The following is a 23,099-nucleotide window of genomic DNA, read 5'->3' on the forward strand; positions in this document are numbered from 1 at the left end:
TTCAACTCGTATAAATTGAATGCTTTTTCACCTAACATCTAAGCCGTAGTTATCGGCTCTTTACGACACCCCGGAATCTTTAAAATTGTATCAATCACATGCTGGTGAGATATGCCTTTTGTGCATTCAAATTGGCGTGGTGTATCACGATGCCTTGGACAAAAAAGGAAATTCTGATGATCAAATTTATGACGAATATCATTCCAACATCCATTACATACATGAGTACTAAACACACGATAGGGTGTGTTGAATTCTGTTGAAGGATGGGTAAAACCAGAAATGATAACGACAGGGATTCCAGCCCCCCACGCAAGCCACGCAAGCCCAGAAGATAAACCAATGAAAAACTCAGCATGCCTTAACCAACGCGCCCGCTCGGTCAAAGACCGCGCACCCGTTTGATCTTCGGCACCATGTGGCATATGGTTCCAAACCAAATCACGACCATAGACCATTTCTTTGTCAATACAGATGACGCGATATCCAACAGATTTCAAAAACTCGATAACCTTATGCCATCCGTAAGGGTTATTCCAATATTTACACTGCGTTGATGCCTGCGTTGCGATAACGACATACGGTTCTTCAATGGGTCTGGTATCTTCGCTATATGTTAATTTAGGAGGTTCCTCTGTTGGATCAACACCCAAAATATATCCAGCCGTACGATGCAAGCCAACCTGTCTAAAATCATGGGGTTGCCAATGATTATCTTCATCATCGAAAAAAAGTCCTATGTAGTATGATGCGTAAAACTTTTCTTTTTCACTTTGGGGTTGTTTGGCAAAATCTTCAGAGTTAATGAAAGTAACATCTGGATAAGATTTCTCAAACAATTCCACCAGTGGTGCACCGATAGCAACCGTTAATTTGCAATTATGCTTTTTACGAAATCTTTCTGCATAAGGCATCCATCCTAAGGAATCCCCTAAAGATCCCACCGGGAACACAATAAGAACCTCTTTACCAGTTGCATTATATTCATGGGCCAAGACTTCTTGTTGTGTACCATTTTTAAGGATTTTAGAAACAACAATCTTGCCTCTTAAAAAATGATGCTTGGAAGTCGCGGCATGCCCCATATCAAAACAAGGCTGATCCAATAAAATTACAGAGGTATCTTGATCAAAAAATTGGACGCGCCATCCCTCACCTTCGGCAGGTTTTGGTACAGATACACGCATGGCAAAGTTAAAATCGAAATGAATACCGTAATCTGCAACTTGCGTCGGAAGTGCTGGTGGATTAACCAAACTTCTTGGGGCATTATTAGCGGCATCGTTTTTTTGCGCGCCACCTTCTTGGTTTTCTGAACCCGTACTGGTTATTTGTGGTTGTTTTGCAGTATCATCGCCACCAAATTGTGGCGAAAATTGTTGTGCCAACTGCTCTATAACTTTGCTGGTTCCCTCAACGACAGAACCAGTATTGACTGGTGGCGAACTATCACCCATTTTTGATTGGTCAGATTGCTCAACAACCGTTGAGCTGTTTTCCTGCGCATCTTCACGTGTTTTTAACTTAATTCGATCAAAGCCTTCGACTTTTAATTTATGATCTTCACTCATTATACCACTCTTCTTAGTTTATTTGCGTTAAGTAGTTATCATTCATTAAGAATGCGCACTAATTTGACCCGCCAGCAATTGGCACAAATCGTTATAGGTTTGGCATGCAACCATAAATTCAGATGGGTCAATCTGAATATGGAAATGATGTTCAAAATCACGTCTTAGATTTAACAAAAGTTCTGAATCCATTTCTCTATTTACTAATTTTTCACGTGTTAGCTCTTTGACATCTTCATCCCAATCTTTGGTCTCTTGGGCTATCCAGCGCTCAACCTCCACTAAGGCCTCCTCACGTGATAAAGGGGGTGGCAGATCAGGAACGTCATAATAAAATTTTTGAATAATTGGCAGAGCATCTTCATGCAAAGCTTTACGGGTCCTTGCAATCTGCGCTTTACCACTGGGGGTTTTTAAAACCCCCCCCGGCCGTGTCAAAACAATCATACGAGGCCAAATGTCATAAGTTTTCGTAATTAATTCGTATACTAATTCAGCAATTGAGTCGTAGCTATCTTGAGGCTTTTTTATTAATTCGATAATAACAGTAATAGAGGTTATATCCTCTGGATCACTTAAAAAGAACGCTGTCGCATTGGGGCGAATATCTGAACATGCTGCTTCCAATGCACCGCTGACATCATCGGGATCATATGTTTTTCCGCGTAATACAATAACATTACTCATTCTGCCCGAGAAGAACAAGTTGTCGCTTAATAAAAAGCCCAAATCCCCTGTCCGTAAATAATCTCTATCTTCCCCTTTAATTTTTGCATGAAAAACTTCCTCTGTTTCTTCGGGACGGTTAAAATATCCTTTGGCAATACTGGGACCAGAAATCCAAATTTCTCCCACACGACCGTTACGTAAGACAGTATGCGTTTCTGGATCAACGATCTTAACCGATTGATCCTCCAAAGAAGAACCACAAGAAATCAGCTCTCTACGATCAAATTTGTTAGTGCTGGGCCAGGCAAATCCTGCCATTAACGCATTACGTGAAAAGCTTCTAAATTTAGGAGAAACACGTCTTTGCGTTCTAGTGACAGTCAGCGTGGCCTCGGCTAAACCATATCCAAAAACCAAATGGCGTGCTTTAAATCCAGCAGGGGCGAATTTCTTACAAAATCGTTTCATAATATCAGCTTGCGCCGTATCAGCACCGTTTAAAGCTATTTCCCAGTTGGATAGATCCAGTTCCTGCATATCTTCCTCTGTCACCTCTCTTACACATAGATTATAAGCAAAAGTAGGACCACCAGACATACTTGTTTTATATCGCGACATTGCTTTAAGCCAACGAATAGGCTTTTCAATAAAATATTTAGGTGGCAATAATATACAACGACCACCACATCCAATGGCCAACAATACGCACCCAATCAATCCCATATCATGCGCCAAAGGCAACCAACTTAAACCACTATATTCCTCGTCCAAATATTCATAGCTTTTGGCTTGATGGCGTAAATTAAAGATAAGATTTCGATGCGTAAGTTCAATACCTCGCGTATTTTTAGTTGTACCAGACGTATATTGTATAAAGGCAACCCCTTGATTCTCTCCTTTAATTGCAACCTTATCTTTGGCATTTAATAAGACCTCCAAAGGGACCCATACAGGTTTACAATTTAAATTTTTATGCTCTGATTTATAATCAGCCAATATTTTACGTGGCCCAATAATCAGCCTAGGTTGCGCATCATTGGCCACCATTTCAAAACGTTCATCACTACGCATTACATCAATATGCACCCCAGAGGCAGGGATCATACCGGCATAAATACACCCAAAAAATGCAGAGATATAATTTAAATCATTATCACATAGCAACAGGACCCGATCCCCTACTTTGCCAAAATGATGTAACCCCGCCGCAATGGTTGCGGCGCGATCATCCAACTGGGAACTCGTCAAATGATCAACCGAATTACAATCAGCATCTAGCAAAGTATATAAGACCATGGTCGGTGATACTTTGGCACGATGTTGTAACATATCGACCAGCGTAGCCGTGTGCCAGTCGACAATGTTGTACACTTTACATGCCCAATCTTCCTCTATCTCATCTGGAATAATAAGCGCCATTGTCTCTCTTTATTCCACTTCTTTCTTTGAAGCATCTTCAATCATGGGAACCTCTGCATTTGACTGTTCAGCGGTATCATTGTCAGAATCAAGGACCAAAGACTCATTACTTTCAAATGGTACTTTTAACTTTCTTAACAATACCTTCCCAACATCTTGCAGATTTTCCTCTTTCATTAATTGTAACAATGAAATTTCACATCCCAAGGTATTACTAATTGCAATTTGCAGTTCAACCCCAACCAAGGAATCAATCCCAAGTTCAGTCAACCGCGTATTGCCATCAATACTATCTGGTGGGATTTGCAACGTTTTAGTCAGAATATCGATCAAATTTTTCACCACAAAAGGTAAACGTTCCTCTAATGGCAGAGCATTTAATTGACGCAACGCTTCAGTTTGTTCGTAAGAGGAATTACCAAGGGTTAATAACTCTTGATAACGTCCCACTGAACGTGTCATTGGGAACACTCCAAACCATTTCGACCAATCAATATCCAATACACCCACACAAGGTTGATCAAATTTCCAAAGCAAGGAAATTGTTGCTAAGGCTTCTTTGATCGCAATAGGGGTTACACCAATTGTTTCAAAGTTTTTGGCAGCACGACTATCTTTTTGATACATCGCACCCCCATCGATAGCCCCCCATTCAATGGCCAAACCAGGTAATCCCATTTGCTTGCGATATTTAGCCAATGCATCAAGGAAGAAGTTGGCAGAAACATAAGCAGCCTGTCCAATATTACCCAACAAGTTCGTTGCAGAAGAAAATAAAACAAAGTGATCCAAAGCCATATCTTTGGTTAATTCATGTAAATTCCATGCCCCTTGTGCTTTTGGCAAAATAACCTTGGCCAAACGATCATTATCAAGATTCTCAATCACGCCATCATCGATAACAGCCGCACAATGGAACACCCCTTTTAAAGGAACTTCCAATTGAACTGCTTGGTCGAAGACCTCTTTTAAGCTATCGTAATCAACAATGTCCGCCTTCATCTGATGTATTCGAACACCATGAGATTTAAGAATATTTAATCCCTCTTGAATAGCTTGATCATCCTCTTTTAAGGAGCGACCAACTAGGACCAAGTGTTTAGCACCAAGGGATACTAACCATTTTATTAGTTGTAAGCCCATCCCTCCATAAGCACCTGTAATCAGATAAGCAGCATCATTCCGAACCGTTGGTATTTCTTTTGGCAACGGATTGACCATCAAATCTGTCGTGTCAGAAAAATCAATAACAACCTTACCAATATGCTGTGCGGATGCCAGCAATCTGAATGCTTCTGTTGATTTAGCTACTGGCATCACCGTACAAGGCGGCATAATAATTTCACGGTTCATGACATGTCGGGTAACCGTAGCCAAGATACGAATAATTTCTTGGGGACGTTGTGCCAACATGCGGTCACAATCCATAGAACGGAACGTAATATTTTCGTTAAAGGCCTGCATTGGCAGCCATTTGCCTTCAACAATATCGCGTTTACCCACTTCAAAGAAATATCCAAAAGGTGCCACCAAATCCAAACTATGTTGTAACGCTTCCCCTGCCAAAGAGTTCAATACAATATCGACTCCTTTGCCATTGGTTACTTCTTTAACCCCGTCAACAAATTCAAGGCTACGGGAATTCCAAACATGTTCACACCCAATATCACGCAAATATTGACGTTTTTCTTCATTCCCTGCGGTGGCAAAAATGCGGGCTTTCCTCATTTTCGCAATCGAAATTGCAGCCAGACCCAAGCCGCCAGAACCGGCATGAACCAAAATCGTTTGCCCTTCCTGAATGTCGGCCACATCAATTAAAATATGATATGCAGTCGCATATACCGTTGGCATGGTTGATGCTTCTGCATCGGGGATTTCAAAAACCAATTCTTTACGAACACGTTCGATATCTTCTTCGGACAGATTGTAGCGATGTGCCTCACGAATGGTGGAATTTTTGTCCAAATGCATTGCGTAAGACGTTTCAACAGAAAGCGTTACGTGAGATGCCAAACAGTTTTTGGTGGAGATAATAACGCGATCCCCAACACGATATCCTGCCTCTTCCGCCCCTTCACCAACAGCAACAATTCGAGTTGCTGCTTCCATACCCAAACCGTCTTGGTGGAAGGTGCCTTTTACAACCGCACGTGGCAATAACCCCATCACTTTTAGCAGATCTTTAAAGTTCAAAGAAGAAGTAACAACTTCTACTTCAATATGACCTGGGGGTGGTTTTTGACGTTCAAAGGTATCATAATGAATCTGATCCAACATTCCTGAACGACCAGGCATTAATCGATATCCAATATTCTTGTCTTGAATATCAGCAAAAGGAATTGGCTTAATTTCATCCTGATTTTTATAAGGAACCAAACGAGAAACAAAGCGTTGATCTTTTCTTAAGGCAACATCATCTTCAACATCGTCTGATAAAATTTCAGCTGCCAAGACAGGAATTTCCGTAACCGTTGCATCTCCATCGATATCCACCATTTTTAGCTTTAACTCTGGGCGTTCAAGTGAGAACACACGAACAAATCCACGTAAAGAAGCTTGATTTAAATGAGTAATATTTTCATCATCCAGAACTTTTTCAGCCCCGTTGGTGATAATGATACAACGTAAATTGTCGGTAATATCTTTATCTTCTAGTGCTGGCAGACCTTTGGATAAACATAGTAATTCTTGTACTAGTGTTAATCCAGTAACGTCTTTCTCACTGTCGGAACCGTCATGCAAATAGACCAACGCACGACATTTTTGAAGCCCTACGAATTCGAAGAATGCTCTATAATCTTCTTCATTTCCTTGACGAATGTTAAAGATATAATCTGATTCCTGACCAGATTTTTCCCCTAATTTCCCTTGGAAAATTGTCAGACCTTGGGATTCCAATTCAGCAATTAATGGAGGTGCTATCACATCATTGTCGGTAATTACGGCAATATTGGCAATTTCGCCTAATAATGGGGTAACCTCGGCACTTTTCCATTCATAACGATACAACCAACGTCCACGTTTAGCTTCTTTTTGCTTTTCATTGGCTAATTCTTTGACGGTCAACCCTTTGACCTTAACGACAGGTTCACCTTTTAAATTATATAAGTAAATGTCCCCAATAAATAGATCATCATCTTTTCTGACATTGCACCCATAAGCATAAAGTTCCCCTTCATGTTTGCCATAGTACATGACCCGCTCAATTCCAACTGGTACAAATGTTGTATCAGCAACCTGTTGCTCTTGTGCGCCAAGCAATCCAAACAGCTGAAACGCACCATCTAACAAGGTTGGGTGGATGTAATAATCATTAATCGTGTCTTGTTCAGATTCAGCAATCTTTAAATGCGCAAGGGCAACCCCATCACCGCGATATAATTTTTGGATGGTTTGAAAGGCTGGACCATATTGCAAACCATGCTCGCTTAACTGACTGTAATAAAATTCAACGTCGACTTCATCAGTGATACGGGCTTTCAAAGCATCCAGATCTTCGTTAACATCCCCACCCCATGGCGAAGTACGACGCAACAAGGCGCTGGCATATAAGTCCCAGTTCGGAGAATCATTTTCCGTACGTCCATAAACCAATAGACGTCCTGTTAACTCATCTACGCTCCAAGTCATATAGGGATAAAAATGACCATCAATGACCATCGCTTTTTTAAGTTGCAAGTCTTCGACAATCGTGGGTTCTTGCATCTCTTTTGGTGCATTTATTGCTAATTGCGCATGCGCTGCAATGGCTGCCTCAACATAAGCAGCACCAGGCAGCACCATCATCCCTTCAATTTTATGATCGGGTAACCAAGGCAAGAAATTAACATTTAATTCCGATAACCAACCCCGTGATGCAGACCAATCCACATCCCCCAATACTGGATTTAACCTTAAGGCCATACGTCTTTGGTTAGAATGTTTACTTTCACCAAAATAAGCCTCTCTTGCCCAGCGATAAAATGGCAAATCAACGCGTTTACCACCACTGATTTTATTCCAATCCAGATCCAAACCAACAGCAGATAAACAAGCCAAAGACTTGACCAATGCTTTTTCTTCTGGTTCGGAACGATGCAGAGTATAAGCAGTGCCAACAGAAATATTTAATGTTGCAGCACATTCTTTCACCGATGCGGATAAAACTGGATGGGGCCCTATTTCTAAAAATAAAGAATAAGAATCATGCATCATGTTTGAAACGGCTTCAGCAAATAAAACCGTTTGACGTAAGTTCCGATACCAGTAATTTGCATCATGAAAGAACGTATCATCACAAATATGCCCAGTAACAGATGAATAAAGCGGGATTTTGGGCATTTGTGGTTGAATGTTTTTAACCGCTTCCTCAAATTGATCACGAATTTCGGTCATAATTGGATTATGATAGGCCAATTCAACTTTTAGAAAACGGTTAAATTCTGAACGTTTCTCAAGTTCAGCAGCAATTTTTTCAAGATTTTCTTTGGTCCCAGAAAGGGTAAAAGAACGTGGGCTATTGATTGCCGCAACGGCAACATCGCCTTCGTAATCTTTAATTAAATCCGCAGCTGCTGAAGGAGGCATACCCACAGCCAACATTGATCCACGACCAGCAAAAGTTTGTTGCAAACGACTGCGATGATAAATCACTGTTGTCGCGTCTTTTATGCTTAATGCCCCAGCAACATAAGCAGCAGCAGCCTCACCAACGCTATGTCCAACGATTGCAGCAGGGCGAATATTATAAAGTTTTAGTGCCTCTGCCAAACAAACTTGGATTGTAAAAATTGCAGGCTGGGCAACAGCAGTTTCATGAATACGGGATTCTGCTTCGGCTTTCTGCATTTCTGCCAACACAGACCATCCAGACAGTTCTTTGAAGTAATGGTCTATTTCTTTAGCAATTGCTAAACATTCTGCAGGACCATGTTTTAACAACCATTGTCCCATGCCCCACCATTGAGGACCCATGCCTGAAAAAACAAAAGCAGGCTGTGTCTGTGTTTTAATTTGTTGTTGCCCAACGATTACGTCGGGATTAGGTTTATCTTGAGCAAAATCTTCTAGTTTTTGAGCGATTTCGGCTTTACTTTTACCAAAAGCAACTAAGTGCCTTTGGAAAAAAGAACGATATTTACCAACAGAATAACAAATATCCCCCAGTGATGGTCCATTTTCCTGTCTTAAAAACTCAGCATAAGCTTCTGCCATTAACTTTAACGAAGGTTGTTGTTTGGTCGACAGCGATAAAATATACTGATCAGAAGGCAGATTTACATAATCAGAAGAAATTTCTGGCGTAGATTCTTCTATACGGGGGGCACGTAAAATGGCGTTTGCATTAGATCCACCATATCCAAAAGAATTAACCGCAACGTATAAATCTTTTGCCGTCGTTGTTAACGGAACGGTTTCATCTTGTACTAATCGTAAATTCATCTCGTCAAAGGGAATACTAGGATTAGGTTCTTTTAAATTAGCTTGAGGGGGAACAGCTTTGTGTTCTAGGCACAAACAGGCCTTAATCAGCCCTGCCACCCCTGCCGCAGCCTCTAGATGCCCAATATTAGCCTTTACCGATCCAATAATAACAGGGTCTTGCTTTGTGCGACTTTTACCAATTGTGTTTGAAATTGCTTGGGCCTCTAGTGGATCACCAACAGGCGTTCCTGTACCATGAGCTTCAACATAAGCAATATCTTTTAGATTAATCCCTGCTTGTTCAGCAACACTGCGGATTAATTTTTCTTGTGCAACAGCACTAGGAACCGTAATTCCTTCATTATGACCATCTTGGTTAATACCAATACCACTAATCACCGCGTGGATTTTATCACCGTCTTGTACTGCATCTTCTAAACGTTTTAAAAGAATAATACCACATCCCTCACCACGACCATATCCATCAGCAGCAGCATCGAAGCTTTTACTTTTACCATCTTCAGCCATAAAACGTGCTTTGGCAACCAATGCACCAGATTGGGGAATCAACATAATATTGATGCCCCCAGCCATTGCCATATCACTGTCACCATTTCTAAGGCTTTGGCAAGCCAAGTGAATAGCTGTTAAGGAAGATGAACAAGCCGTATCCAGCGCCAAAGATGGGCCACAAAAATCAAAGAAATAAGATAACCGTGCGGAAATCATGGTTGTCGATGCAGTCGTGGCCAAGAAATTTGTTTCAACGTTCCCCTCACTGGCATAAGGGCTGGATTGCATAATCAGCCAATCGGTTGCAAAAATCCCAACGAACACCCCTACCTTTTTACCCGCATATTTAGCAGCGACCAATCCCCCTTCTTCCATTGCCTCCCAGGCGACTTCTAGCAAAATACGTTGTTGAGGATCACATTGCACTGCTTCTTTGGGTGACATTCCAAAAAATAAGGGCTCGAATTCATCAATAGGCTGCGTTAAAAAACTCCCATTCATGAAAAAGCTTTTGGCGATAGTGGCATTATCTTTATCGTAAACAGCCCTCCAATTCCAACGCGAAGGCAAAATAGGACTAACAGTTTCTTTTTTCCCGCAAATGGCGGTCCAAAAACTATCTAAATCGACAATGCCACCAGGGAATCTACACCCAATACCAATAATAGCAATTTCACCAGAATATTTCTTATTATCTAACACTTGCATGAATCTCTCTAAAACATAATTTATGCTGGGCTTGCACGTCGCTAAACCACTTGCATCCTAATTATTGGACAACCTTAATTAATTTTTTTTATTTGCTGCTGAATATTGTTGCACGGCAACCAAACTTAACTGATACCTTAATACTCGATCTACCGTATCCCTCGGGATATAATCCACCCACATTGCGCGAACATTAGGCAAATTATGAAATTCGGACTGTAAGGCTTCACTGACCTTATCAACGTCAAAATTTGCATCGCGAACAATCGCCACCCACGGCTCTTGGATACCATCATGATCTGGCATGGAAAATAATGCCGCATCTTTTACCCCTGGAACAGCCTGAATGATCCGATCAATCTTGTGAGCATAGAATTTATCACCACCAAAATTATACAATTCATCGGCACGTCCAAAGATACGCAAGCACCCTCTTTCATCCAAGATCCCTAAATCACCTGGGAAAAACCAACCATCCCTAAATTGCTTACGTGTTGCTTCTTCATCATGGTAAAAGCCATTTACCAATTCAGAACTTCGAATACAGATGTTACCAATCTCACCAAAAGGTAAATCGTGTCCTTCGTCATCAACAATACGTAAGTCAACCCAAGGTAATACCCAACCTGCCATATCATCATGCGACATTTGTTCAACACGCGCTCCAGCAACAATGCCACACTCACTGGTTACGTATAGAACACGCATATGTTTGGTTAATTTTTGGCGAACCTCTTCACGTAATGCATTAGAAAAATATCCTGCAGAGACAATTAATCTTAACCCACTAACAGGAGGGACATCAGTTGGAAGATTGTTAACAATTGCCTGCAATTGCGAAGGAGAAATAATCATTAAGGAAGGTTTTAACATTGCAATTGCAGCTGGGTATTGTTCTCGGTCCACCATGATCACAGAACCACAAACATACCAAATACTGACTGCAGACAAAAATCCATGTATGCTACCAAACCCAAGGGTTGGTAATAAACAATGATATCGTGCTGCGTCCTCTGTCTCTGCCCACTCAATATATTCTTGATGTGCCAATCGAATAACAGAAGCCTCAATCATTGAAGCTGTGAAATCAACTCGATGCTTATCTTCAGATGTCCCTGATGCTATTGCTACACGAACAATTCGATTTTTGTCCAATATTAACCGTATAGGTTTAACTTCTGGACCTTTGATAACCTCAGAATACCATTCGAGATCTAACACCAAAACTTGTGCCTGTGTCTCAACATCAAACAAGGCATCGCTAATAATCAAATCTGGTTTTAAAACAGCAACTTCTTTTGCTGCAACAAAACTATCATCAGAAACAGAGGCTGTTGCAACACCGATACGACTTAACGCCATTAAAAACATCCAATGCGGATGAATCTGTTGATAAGAAACAGCCACAATTTTAGGTAGTGGATTAAGCTTATCTAACAAAGCCTGTGCTAATCGGTTAATATCAGCATCCATTTTCGAAAACGTCACAGAACCATCAAATGAAAGCAAAGCAACCTTTTCGGGTGCTATTCTTGCTACATGTTCTATAAACCGATCATACATAAATCGATCTCCACCTTGTAAAATAAAACTTTCCTTCTCTTTATATATAGAGAAGGAAAGTTTATTTTTTATAGGGTTACACTATTATTTTGAAAAAATAATTGGAATTACGCAATTTTCTCAACAAATTCCATATTATCAACAAAATACTCAGCAGTAGCTGTAAGTTCAATTTTAACTAACTTAACCTTATTACTCATTTCTGAAATAACTTCTGGTAAAGTAGCCAATCCTTTCGTCCAGCGATCTGATCTATTCAACTCGGCATCATGCCAACCTGACAAACCAGACATATCTGAAGGCAGAATTGTTAAAGTTCTTTCACCAAATACGCTGATTTTTGCAACCAATACACCTAACATACGACGATCATCCAGAAATGGCCCCACAACTTCTGATGGAACGGCTGCCTTTGAATGCATTGCAACAACACTGACATTCGCAGGAACATAGAAGCTGTAAACATTACCTTTTATATCAACAGGCTGTAATCTTTCACCTCTTTGAGTGATCAAGCATAGTTCAGGGTCACGGGTGGTTTCAAAGGTTGATACCGGCGCATAACCTTGTTGTGTCGCACGACGATCCAAGCGCTGCCAAATAGGCTCAACTTGATGCCTTGCAACGGTCAATGGTGCTGCGGCATCTTCTTGCCAACTTTTATGGCCAGCATTTTCATCAAACGTTAAGTGAAGATTTGCAACATCCCCGTTAAAGAGATGACGGTCATCTGTATTTAAGTAAGATTCCGTTGTTAAATTTTCAGACAATAGAATTGAATGCTCTTCAGTTTCAACATGATAAACTGTAAAACTTTCCATTGTATTATCAATGATAATTGAACGACCATTGACCAACATCCGTGCGGGAATTAGCCCACCATCAACATAAATCGTATGTTCTGGTGTAACCAACAAATCACGACAAGGTTGGTTTAATCCAAACGCATGTGCCTTAATACGAACTGGATACAAAGCATCTTTATGTTCATAACCGTTCACATTAACATTCATGCTCCCGATCCATACAATGCGCTTACTGACCTGCTGTCCATCTTTCAACGCAACAACTTCATCACCAACACTTAGGCTTTCAACAGTTACTTCACCCGTTGGGGTTAAAATATTCGTCCCTGTTAAGAAGCACTTCGTAATGATAATTTGATGCCCTGTTGAACTTGCGCCAGACTCTACAATCAAGACGTTAGGAATCAGTGAACTACCAGTATAACCAAATTGTGCCAATTGTGTAACGGAACCATCTGGATTATTGTAACTGATGGTTAAAATACCACCTGAAACACTGGTAACGTAGCGTGTTTGATCCAAATAGGCAGAGCCAATTTCGAAAACTAAGCTGTCATTTAAAGCAAAGTTGGTTACATTTAAATGACCACTTTCTTCCGAAATATCACCATTATACTGATAGATACCATTTTGAACATTATTGAAATCAACCAACTTATCCGCAGTACCTGCAGCTCTTGCTTCTTGACCATCAATAATAACCGTCGCACCATTAATGACAATTTTCGGCATTCTTGTCGAACCAACATTGGTTGTTACTAAACTTCCAATGTCAACTACAGCTCCAGATGCAACATTCAATGTAACCTGTGTGGTTCCATCCATAACTAGGGTATCAAGATTCAATTTGGTACCCGCAGCCACGTTAACAATAGCATTGTTACCCAATGTTAATGATGTTCCTGTAACTGTTTCAGCGTTAATCGTAAATGTTCCACCATTGGCAAAATTAGCATTACCAAAGGTCAAGTTAGTTGCAGCACCCGTATTAAACGTGGCGTTTGTTGCACCACTGTTGACCGTAATATCGCCAATAGATCCAGACGCACCGTTACCTAATGCAATTTGGTTGTAGGTGCCATTTAAAACCCAGCCATTAACATTGTAGGTAATACCTGAAGCAAATGTCAATGTTGGACGGCTGATATTAATACCAATCGTTCCAGCGGTGAAATGCTGGTTTGCACCGATACTGAATGTTGTACCTGTTGCATTAATATTGATATTACCGTTAATGGTCGTTGAACCATTGGCACCAACAGAGAAAGCTGTGTTACTGGTAAACGTCAGGTCTGAGCCAAGGGTAACATTTGCATTGTTACCAAATCTTAAGGTTCCACCCGTTGCTGCGGCTATGATGCCACCATTCAACGTTACGGTTGCGCCATCATTCATAACGACACTTTGATTGACTGTGCCAGTCAAGCTTAGTTGGTTACCAGTAAGCGTTCCTGAGCTACCGAACGTTAATTTTTGGTTACTATTGGTAATTAAAATATCACCATTATCAAGGATCAACTGGCCATTAGCACCAAAGGTTACTGTATTTGGGTTGAGTGCCGTGGTACTAATTCCTCCAACTGAGAAATTACCCCCTGACAAGTGCATTGTAACAGTATCACCAAAGGTTACTGTACCTCTTTGTAAATTATCTATGAAACCGTTATTCAATCCAATAGAAGCATTATTTCCAACAGAAAATACGTTACTAGCCCCAATACCTGTAGCTCCGTAACCAAAAGACATCGCTGCGGCACTTAATAATAATCCATCGCCGAAGGCCATGGTATTACCACTACCGTTCAGTAGTACTGAGCCAGAAAGGTGAATGTGAGCGTTTGTTCCAAATGTGATATTGGCGTTTGATGTGCCAGCACTAGCTTCGAACGTTGAGCCAACATACTGGTTTACCCTAGAGATAGAGTAATCCCCAAGAACGACAGAGTTAGCGTTCAGCTGCACATCGTTACCAATATTAAAAATACCACCCTGTGCATTATTTTCAAGATTACCATTATTACTGATTGTTGGCATATTTGCCAAACCAGTATCAATCGTTCCCGATGTCAAGGTAATAACGTAACCATCACCAATTTGAACATTCGCACCAGAGGTATTATCATAAACGTGATGAGGACGTCTGGACGATATACCACCGCCCACACCAATGTTATATTCTTTGTAAAAACGTCCTGCGCTAATACCACCGGCATTTAAAATGCCAGATCCTTGCAGCGTCAAACTATTATTGTTACCATCCAGTTGAACACCACCAGAAAGATTAATGCTCGCACCGTTACCAATGGTAATACTGTTATTCAACCCAGCCTTGTAAGCCGCAGTCTCAACAGTTGAACCTAAATAAGAGCCACTATAATCTTTGGCAAAGTTACCAATCGAAATATTGTTGGCATCAATTGTTGCGCCTGTGCCTATCTGTAAAGATGCTGCACTGGCATCTACCACAATCGCACCATCAGATCCCAAATAAAAATTAGATCCATTATCATGCAACCCGCTTTGACCCAAACTGATATTGGCATTATTACCAATAATCATTTGAGCTGGCTCCCCTGTCGAAACAAGAATGTTTCCAGTAAATGGATCCTGAGGATACCCAACGGAAATCTCTAATGCTCTCAACTGTAGGTTATTACCCGTTGAAACGATACCATCGATCTGTGCGGCGAAGTTTCCCCAGTTTGCTTGATCTAGGAATACGCTATTGTTATCCCCCAAATATAGTCTTGCTTTTTGGTTCAAACGCCCAGCGGAGTATGCAGCACCCATACCACCGGTAATATGGAATTGGTTATTGAAACCTGCTGAAAAGGAAGCACCGGACCCCACAAACAAACCACTACCTGTCGTAGCACCTAAGTTCATTTGCAAGTTGCTGCCAAATGTAGCTGAAGCATTCATGAAAACGCCAAAGGTTCCACCAATGTTTAAGCTGTTGTTATTACCAAATCTGTTCGTTGTTGCGGCATAACCTATGTCGGCATCCCCAATAACCCCCCAGTCACCACCAACGTCAGCACTGACATTGTCGGCTGTAAGAACGTTACCTGTACGCTGCCCCCTGTTATCACCCGTAACACTTTGACCAGCCAGGGATTTATCAGCAACACCACCAACATATCCGTTAGCACTGAGGTAAGACCCACCATCCATTTGCAAGGATGGCGAGTCAGCAGTTGGCTTATATTGCAGCGAAAGATCAGCCTGACCAACAGGGGCGTTCGCACTACCAACAAGCATGCTATTACCACCACCGACCTGCAACATCCCATTCGACATCACGCTTACGGCTGAAGTCGTTTGATAAACTGCGTTACCGCTACCGTTATACCCAACACCAGCATAAAAACTAACAGTTTGCGATGCGTTATAGGTGTATTTATAGGTATCACCAACATTAGGTGCATTCGAGATGGCACGGCTGTGTAAGGCTGCCGTTCTCGTTAAAACAATGTTATAATCAGGCTGTCCACCCGTAGCAAGGGCTGCAGCTCGATTCAAAGATCCACCATAATAGGTCTGATCCAAGGTCGACATTGCAGCCGCACTGTATGCAGAGATTAAAGCAGAACCGTCCGACCCCAACGCAGAGGCCATAGATCCCAAAGTAATATCGCCACCACTTGTAACACCGCTGGTCAAAGATGCATTACTTATCGTGGCACTACCCAGTAATGCATCATTTAAAGAAGATGACACGCTGTCATCCACAGTTGCAACCGCAGTCGCAACTTGATCAACACTTGACGTGTTGTTCTTGTTATTGTCGTCAGACATTAAACCATCCTAAAAAAAAATCTCAATATGAAAATTGACTTTATTTTTAGTATTTAATTTCTGTATTTATATTTAGAATTATTTAAGTATTATTATGTATTTATTAGTTTTTCGTTACAAATATTATTTAACTATTTAGATCAGCTAAAACAACATCCGCAAATTGAGGAACGCTTAATGCACGACCCCCAATATTAACTACGTCAAAATATTCGTTCCATTCACTGTCACGCAAATGTTGGCTGATGTGTTTACTCATCTCATCAATTGCGACTGACCAAATGACATAAAATTCTGCATCTGCAACTCGAGGCATTTTACTGTCAATCTGGCCTGCAGCTATTAATTGAACTTTATTTTCACCTGCCAAAGAAGACAAGTTGACGATCATACGTTGTAAAATCTGTTCTTTAATAGGTTTGGCAAGTTTTTTCCATTTTTCTTTGGGTGAAAAAACCTGCGTCACGATATAAGCCATTATAACTGCCCTTCAATTACGATATTAACAGAATATATTACAACCTAATAAAATTCTGACATAACTAACTTGTTACATATTATCAATTTAAAAGTGTAAAAGTCAATCGATACTTCAATTGCAAGCAGAAAAATACAACTTTATAACGATATCGTTATGATTATAACAACTTGCAATTGTTACCTATATGTCCACTAAAACGATGCCAAGTATGCGTCTCTCCAAATAAACTAATGCCCATATAACCACGTAATTTTAACTCATTAGGTTTAGATAACCAAATCTTCGCATCATATAATTTTTCATCTCTAGGATCTGCAATTTTACCATTCCAACGCTTGCCATCTTCATCTTTGGTAAAATTGCGCAACATTAGAAAATTACACTGTGAATGGTTTTTTTTGTTTAAAGGTGCGATAGGGCCTTGGTATTGCATACCAACAAACCGACCACATAATGCCTGACCACAGGGATAAATGTGAAAAACGCCGTCTTCCTTTTTAGTGGTCCAAAGCCCAACCTCAGGTGCATTCTGTACAGAATTATTTGCTTGCTGTGCCTGGGCATAAGATGTTTCTCCTTTTGAAAAGGTTAGTAACGACAGTATACCCAAAACAGATACGTTAAAAACAGGCAATTTATTTAATACTGCCATCACATTTAAACCTCTTCAAAAAAAGAACTAACTTTATTACGATGCTAGTAATTGATCTAATTCACCTGATTTATCAATTCGCTGTAAATCGTCACAACCACCAACATGTTGACCATCAATAAAGATTTGAGGCACTGTGGTTCTGCCTCCAGAACGCTCAATTGCCTCTTCTCTTTCCTTGGTTCCTTTAGGGGCATTGATTTCTTTTACAGATGCACCTTTAGCGTTTAATATCAATAGTGCCTTGTGACAAAATGGACATCCAGGTTGGGTATAGATTTCGACTTGAGCCATAATATCTTCCTTCGATTATTTTATACATTTCTTCATATAGTTAACTTATTTTTTGAAAACAAGCATCTGCAAAATTATTATTATGCAATATTAATGCTCATCAATCTTTAAACCACTTTGGCAACGGCCACCACGTCGACCCGCGCTGCGCCCGCATCGTATAAAGCACGACTGCAATGTGTTAAAGTAGCACCTGTCGTTACAACGTCATCAACCAATAGGATATTTTTGTTTTTAAAAACATATGAATATAAAGGATTTACCTCAAAAGCACCATCTAACACGGAATATCTTTCTTGCCGATTGAGATGCCCCAAAGCAATTGTCTCTCTTACCCTTAACAGTCCCATCGGTAAAACGGAAGTCCTAAAGTATTTTCCCAACTGCCGTGCCAATAAAGCAGATTGATTATATTTTCTTTGCCTCAACCGCCTTTTATGTAGAGGCACAGGCACTATGTAATCCACGTGTGCAAACAATGAAGCAGATTGACGAGCCATAAACCGTGTCAAAAAACAAATACTATGGTGCCGATCGCCATGCTTTAGAGGTACAATTAATCTTTTAATCCCCTCATTATATACGAAAGCTGCCCGACATGCCTGCCACAAAGGCATATCCATTTTACAATCAGAACAAATAGAATCTATACCTGCTTCTGCATCAGATATAAAAGGAAGAGAGCAAGCATGACAAAAAGGGGCATGAATAAAATGAAATTGCCGAAAACATGAAGAACATACCAGCCCATCCTCAGCAACCGTTACACCACACACCAAACAACTAGGAGGGATAAAAAAATCTAAAAAATGTTTATATACATGTTTTAATATATTCAAGGACTGAACCGCCCTATAATTAGTATAAAAGTGTAAAGCCTTTATATAAAATGACAACGTTGTCACCTTCTAAAGGCTTTACAATAATACCGCTTCTTTATTCCCCTAGAACGTGTAAGGCGATTTGACGTAAATGAGGCTGTCTACGATGCTCGAACAAATAGATTCCTTGCCAAATTCCCAAAACCATTTGACGTTCAACAATGGGGATCGACAGTTGTGTTTGGGTTAATACTGCCTTTATATGGGCTGGCATATCGTCTGGCCCTTCACTGTGATGCAAGTAATGCCGATTTTCTGGAACCAAATCATTAAGATAGTGTAAAATATCCTCCCTCACATCAGGGTCTGCATTTTCCTGCACAATGAATGAAGCAGAAGTATGTTTACACCATAAAGTCAATAAACCAGTAACAATACCCGTCTTTAAGATCCAGCTGGATAAATCCATATTTAACATGGTTAATCCTTGCCCATGGGTTTGAACCTGTAGAATACTCGTTTGTTGCTTCATATTATTTTATAAATCCCACAATTTCTTCTACTTTTGAAACAATAGGCTCTGCAATGGCTGAAGCTTTTTTTGCCCCCATCCGCAACATTTCACGAATATGTGCTTCATCAGCCAATAACCGCTTTGTTTCTTCCCGAATGGGTCGAATATGCTGTATTAAGGCATCAGCTAGCTCAGATTTAAAGCCACTAAATCCCTGACCACCAAATTGGCGTAAAACCTGATCAACAGACTGATTAGCCATGACCGCATAAATAGAGACTAAATTTGAAGCCTCTAAGCGATTTTCCAATCCCTCGACTTCAGATGGCAATGGTTCTGAATCACTTTTGGCGCGTCTAATTTTATTTGCAATGACATCATCTTCATCCAACAATTCGATACGCCCTTGCTCTGAAGGGTCAGATTTTGACATTTTCTTACTACCATCACGTAAATTCATAACCCGTGCGCTGGTGGCTGGTATAAGACCTTGCACTTCTTGAAAAAAATCTATTTGATAATCATGGTTGAACTTTTGAGCGATGTCATTAGTTAGTTCTAGATGTTGACGCTGGTCCTCTCCAACAGGTACGCAAGTAGCCTGATATGTTAGAATATCAGCAGCCATTAAGTTCGGATAAACGTATAATCCTGCAGAATGTGCCTCTCTATTTTTTCCAGCTTTATCTTTGAACTGGGTCATTCTGTTCATCCAACCAATACGGGCGACACAATTGAAAATCCATCCCATTCTTGCGTGTGCAGAAACAGCAGATTGGTTAAATAAAATATGTTTTTGTGGATCAATCCCCGCAGCCATTAGGATCGCAGCCTGTTCGATAATCTGCGATCTTAGTTGTATAGGATCCTGCCAAACCGTTATCGCATGCATATCCACCAAGCAGAAAATACATTCATTTCCCTGCTGCATGTCAACCCAATGACGTATTGCTCCCAAATAATTACCTAAATGCGGAATACCGGTGGGCTGAATGCCGGAAAATACTCTCTTACCTAACGGTTTGGACTGCATAAAACACCTTTTATAATGTTATCAAAAACTAATTATTTTGGGGTGCTTTTGTAACACCAACCAAATGAATTTTAAAAACCAATGGACTATTTGCAGGGATAATACCCAAAGATTTATCACCATATCCTAATTTAGGGGGGACATAGAGTTGCCATACATCACCAGGATGCATTTTTGGCAAAGCTTCCATCCAACCTTGGATTAAACCATCAACAGGCATTTGCATTAATCCCCCACCATGGCGATCAGAAGAATCAAAAATAACCCCATCAGGCAGACGACCTTCATATTCAATTAAAACCAAGTCCCCAACGGCAGGAGAAGCGTCTTTTGGATCTCCTGATTTAATCACACGATAGGCGAGCCCACTGGGCAAAGTTTTAACACCTGATTCAGATTCAATTTTTTTCATGAATTGTTCTGGTGTTAATTGTTCATCTTTATTTCCTGCACAAGCTGCCAAAGAAAAAGAAAATGCCAACAAAACTGGTAAAGCAAAAGAAACAATTTTCTTCATTATACTCCCCCTCCAAATTTCTTGAAACGAATTAAGTTATAGTTTTCCACCACGACGCCCGGCCTGAGCACCCAATCGTAAACGTAATGCATTCAATTTAATAAATCCTTGTGCATCGACCTGATTATAAGCACCTTCATCATCCTCAAAGGTCACAACCCGCATATCATAAAGACTGTTAGGACTTTCACGCCCCATTAGAATAATATTCCCTTTATATAATTTCAAATGCACACGACCTGTTACTGAGTGCTGACTTTCATCAATAAGGGCCTGTAACATACGACGTTCTGGTGAGAACCAAAAACCATTATAAATTAATTCTGCATAACGTGGCATAATACTGTCTTTTAAATGCCCAGCTTCACGATCCAAAGTAATGGATTCCATATTTCTGTGGGCAAATAACAAAATAGTACCCCCTGGGGTTTCATAAATTCCACGAGACTTCATTCCAACAAAACGATTTTCAACCAAATCCAAACGCCCAATTCCATTGGCTTTACCCAATTCATTTAAACGCGTTAATAATGTTGCTGGGGACATTGCCACACCATTAATGGCTACGGGATCCCCACCCTTGAAATCGATAGTAATTTCTGTTGCTTTATCAGGGGCATCTTCTGGGGAAATAGTACGTTGAAATACGATTTCATCTGGAGCAACCGCAGGATCTTCCAAAATTTTACCTTCGGAAGAAGAGTGCAACATGTTCGCATCTACAGAAAATGGTGCCTCGCCACGTTTATCGTGTGCTATGGGAATTTGATTTTCTTCTGCAAATTGCAATAACCGAGTACGAGAAGTCAATTCCCATTCACGCCATGGCGCGATCACCGTAACATCAGGTTTTAATGCATAATAAGCCAATTCAAAACGAACCTGATCATTACCTTTACCTGTTGCGCCATGGGCGACTGCATCAGCACCGACTTGTTCGGCAATCTCAATTTGTCTTTTAGAAATCAAAGGCCGTGCAATTGAAGTACCCAATAGATATTGACCTTCATAAAGAGTATTCGCCCGAAACATTGGGAAAACATAGTCACGAACAAATTCTTCACGTAAATCTTCAACAAAGATTTCTTTAACCCCGAACATCTCTGCTTTTTTACGTGCAGGTTCCAATTCATCGCCCTGCCCCAAATCTGCGGTAAAGGTTACAACTTCACATTCATAGGTTTTTTGCAACCAACGTAAAATGACCGAAGTATCCAACCCACCAGAATAGGCAAGAACGACTTTTTTCACCTTCTTCTCAACCATATTTTTCTCTTTTCCTGTAAGACATCATAAGTTGATAACTCTATACCACTATCGTGCACTGTTTCAAATAATCATTGTCAATAAACTTTTTTTTGATAGCACTTCACAAAAGATTGCGATCATGTTACGTTTTTTTATCCTTAAATATCAATAAGTTAACAAAAAGTTAACAAAACTAAAGGAAGATCGTCATGAAGATTGCTTTCATAGGACTTGGAACAATGGGGATGCCCATTGTTAATAATATTTCGAAAAAAAACTTTTTTATCAAAGCCTGGGATAAGCGCCCCATCGATCCCTCAAAATTGGAAGCTAACATCATCTTGTGCCAAACGCCATCGGAACTCGAAGACTGCGATATCCTAATGACCATGGTGCCAGACGATAACGCAATCAGAAATATTGCATATGAAACCAAGGTGTTAACGAACAAGAAGATTTGGATTAATTTGTCGACAACTTCTTTAGCCCTTTTACAAGAAATCAACAAGTTTCGACAGAATCGGTTCGAATATCACGTCATTCCTGTCATGGGTCGATGCGACGTCGCGGAGGCTGGACAATTGGATGTCTATTATTCAGGCAACAAACAACAGCTAGCCCTTGTTGAACCTATTCTAAATAGTTTTTCGAAAAAAATATGGTACCTCAACGAAAAAAGAGAAACTGCGCTCCTCACAAAACTGGCAGGGAACTTTTTACTCAATGCTACAATCGAAGCTCTGGGTGAGGCATTTGCTTTGGTAGAAAAAGCTTCTGTGGAAAGACAGGTCTTTGCAGACATTATTATGGATTCGATGTTTAAATGCCCTGTTTACGAACTCTACACCGATATGATTGTTAATCGTAAGTTCAGTCCCCCTGGATTTCCACTAGAACTGGGACTTAAAGACATCAACCTTATCATTGATGCTGGGGAACATTATCGCGTCCCCCTACCCTATGCATCAATTGTCAAGGATCATTTTATCGAGGGAATGGCTTACAACGAGCAAACACTTGACGAAAGCGCATTATCTATCAGTGCAATACGCCACAGTAATCAAACAAAAACCAATTAGGAAAAAC

Annotated in this window: 14 protein-coding genes; 1 reads left to right on the forward strand and 13 read right to left on the reverse strand. The window is 40.5% G+C overall.

The features are described 5' to 3' along the window. Nucleotides 1-38: 38 nt before the first annotated feature. The 13 genes from QJV27_RS05375 to QJV27_RS05435 form a co-directional block, all read right to left on the reverse strand. Nucleotides 39-1,571: an autotransporter strand-loop-strand O-heptosyltransferase gene (locus QJV27_RS05375; protein ID WP_281447928.1), complete on the reverse strand. Its 1,533-nt coding sequence runs from the start codon at nucleotides 1,569-1,571 to the stop codon at nucleotides 39-41. A gap of 45 nt (nucleotides 1,572-1,616) precedes the next feature. Beyond that, nucleotides 1,617-3,659 (reverse strand): fatty acyl-AMP ligase, encoded by a 2,043-nt coding sequence (locus QJV27_RS05380; protein ID WP_281447929.1) that lies wholly within the window; start codon nucleotides 3,657-3,659, stop codon nucleotides 1,617-1,619. Between the two features lie 9 nt (nucleotides 3,660-3,668). Further along, nucleotides 3,669-10,286 (reverse strand): type I polyketide synthase, encoded by a 6,618-nt coding sequence (locus QJV27_RS05385; RefSeq protein ID WP_281447930.1) that lies wholly within the window; start codon nucleotides 10,284-10,286, stop codon nucleotides 3,669-3,671. Between the two features lie 78 nt (nucleotides 10,287-10,364). Then, complete coding sequence (locus tag QJV27_RS05390; protein WP_281447931.1) at nucleotides 10,365-11,849, reverse strand: class I adenylate-forming enzyme family protein; 1,485 nt, start codon at nucleotides 11,847-11,849, stop codon at nucleotides 10,365-10,367. A gap of 107 nt (nucleotides 11,850-11,956) precedes the next feature. Continuing rightward, entirely contained in the window at nucleotides 11,957-16,453 is a 4,497-nt protein-coding gene (locus QJV27_RS05395; protein ID WP_281447932.1) for a Hint domain-containing protein, read from the reverse strand. A 127-nt stretch (nucleotides 16,454-16,580) separates the two neighbouring features. Then, entirely contained in the window at nucleotides 16,581-16,931 is a 351-nt protein-coding gene (locus QJV27_RS05400; RefSeq protein WP_281447933.1) for a DUF6616 family protein, read from the reverse strand. 160 nt (nucleotides 16,932-17,091) lie between these two features. After that, nucleotides 17,092-17,586, reverse strand: a complete 495-nt coding sequence (locus tag QJV27_RS05405) for a DUF2147 domain-containing protein (protein ID WP_281447934.1) — start codon at nucleotides 17,584-17,586, stop codon at nucleotides 17,092-17,094. A gap of 36 nt (nucleotides 17,587-17,622) precedes the next feature. Further along, nucleotides 17,623-17,880 carry a glutaredoxin 3 gene (gene grxC / locus QJV27_RS05410; RefSeq protein WP_281447935.1) on the reverse strand — a complete coding sequence of 86 codons (258 nt, stop codon included), beginning with the start codon at nucleotides 17,878-17,880 and terminating at the stop codon, nucleotides 17,623-17,625. A gap of 107 nt (nucleotides 17,881-17,987) precedes the next feature. Continuing rightward, entirely contained in the window at nucleotides 17,988-18,719 is a 732-nt protein-coding gene (locus QJV27_RS05415; RefSeq protein ID WP_281447936.1) for a double zinc ribbon domain-containing protein, read from the reverse strand. A 97-nt stretch (nucleotides 18,720-18,816) separates the two neighbouring features. After that, the gene (locus tag QJV27_RS05420; RefSeq protein WP_281447937.1) at nucleotides 18,817-19,233 is read right to left on the reverse strand and encodes a secondary thiamine-phosphate synthase enzyme YjbQ; all 417 of its coding nucleotides are present in this window, start codon (nucleotides 19,231-19,233) and stop codon (nucleotides 18,817-18,819) included. A gap of 1 nt (nucleotide 19,234) precedes the next feature. Further along, nucleotides 19,235-20,248, reverse strand: a complete 1,014-nt coding sequence (gene trpS / locus QJV27_RS05425) for a tryptophan--tRNA ligase (RefSeq protein ID WP_281447938.1) — start codon at nucleotides 20,246-20,248, stop codon at nucleotides 19,235-19,237. 28 nt (nucleotides 20,249-20,276) lie between these two features. Further along, nucleotides 20,277-20,765, reverse strand: coding sequence for an FKBP-type peptidyl-prolyl cis-trans isomerase (locus tag QJV27_RS05430; RefSeq protein WP_281447939.1), 489 nt, complete (start codon nucleotides 20,763-20,765; stop codon nucleotides 20,277-20,279). A 36-nt stretch (nucleotides 20,766-20,801) separates the two neighbouring features. Then, nucleotides 20,802-22,031, reverse strand: coding sequence for an argininosuccinate synthase (locus tag QJV27_RS05435; protein WP_281447940.1), 1,230 nt, complete (start codon nucleotides 22,029-22,031; stop codon nucleotides 20,802-20,804). Between the two features lie 191 nt (nucleotides 22,032-22,222). Here QJV27_RS05435 and QJV27_RS05440 point away from each other — a divergent pair, with 191 nt between their 5' ends. Continuing rightward, complete coding sequence (locus QJV27_RS05440; RefSeq protein WP_281447941.1) at nucleotides 22,223-23,092, forward strand: NAD(P)-dependent oxidoreductase; 870 nt, start codon at nucleotides 22,223-22,225, stop codon at nucleotides 23,090-23,092. Nucleotides 23,093-23,099 lie beyond the last annotated feature (7 nt).

Origin of the sequence: Commensalibacter oyaizuii, from assembly GCF_029953265.1 — a bacterium.
Taxonomy (GTDB): Bacteria; Pseudomonadota; Alphaproteobacteria; order Acetobacterales; family Acetobacteraceae; genus Commensalibacter; species Commensalibacter oyaizuii.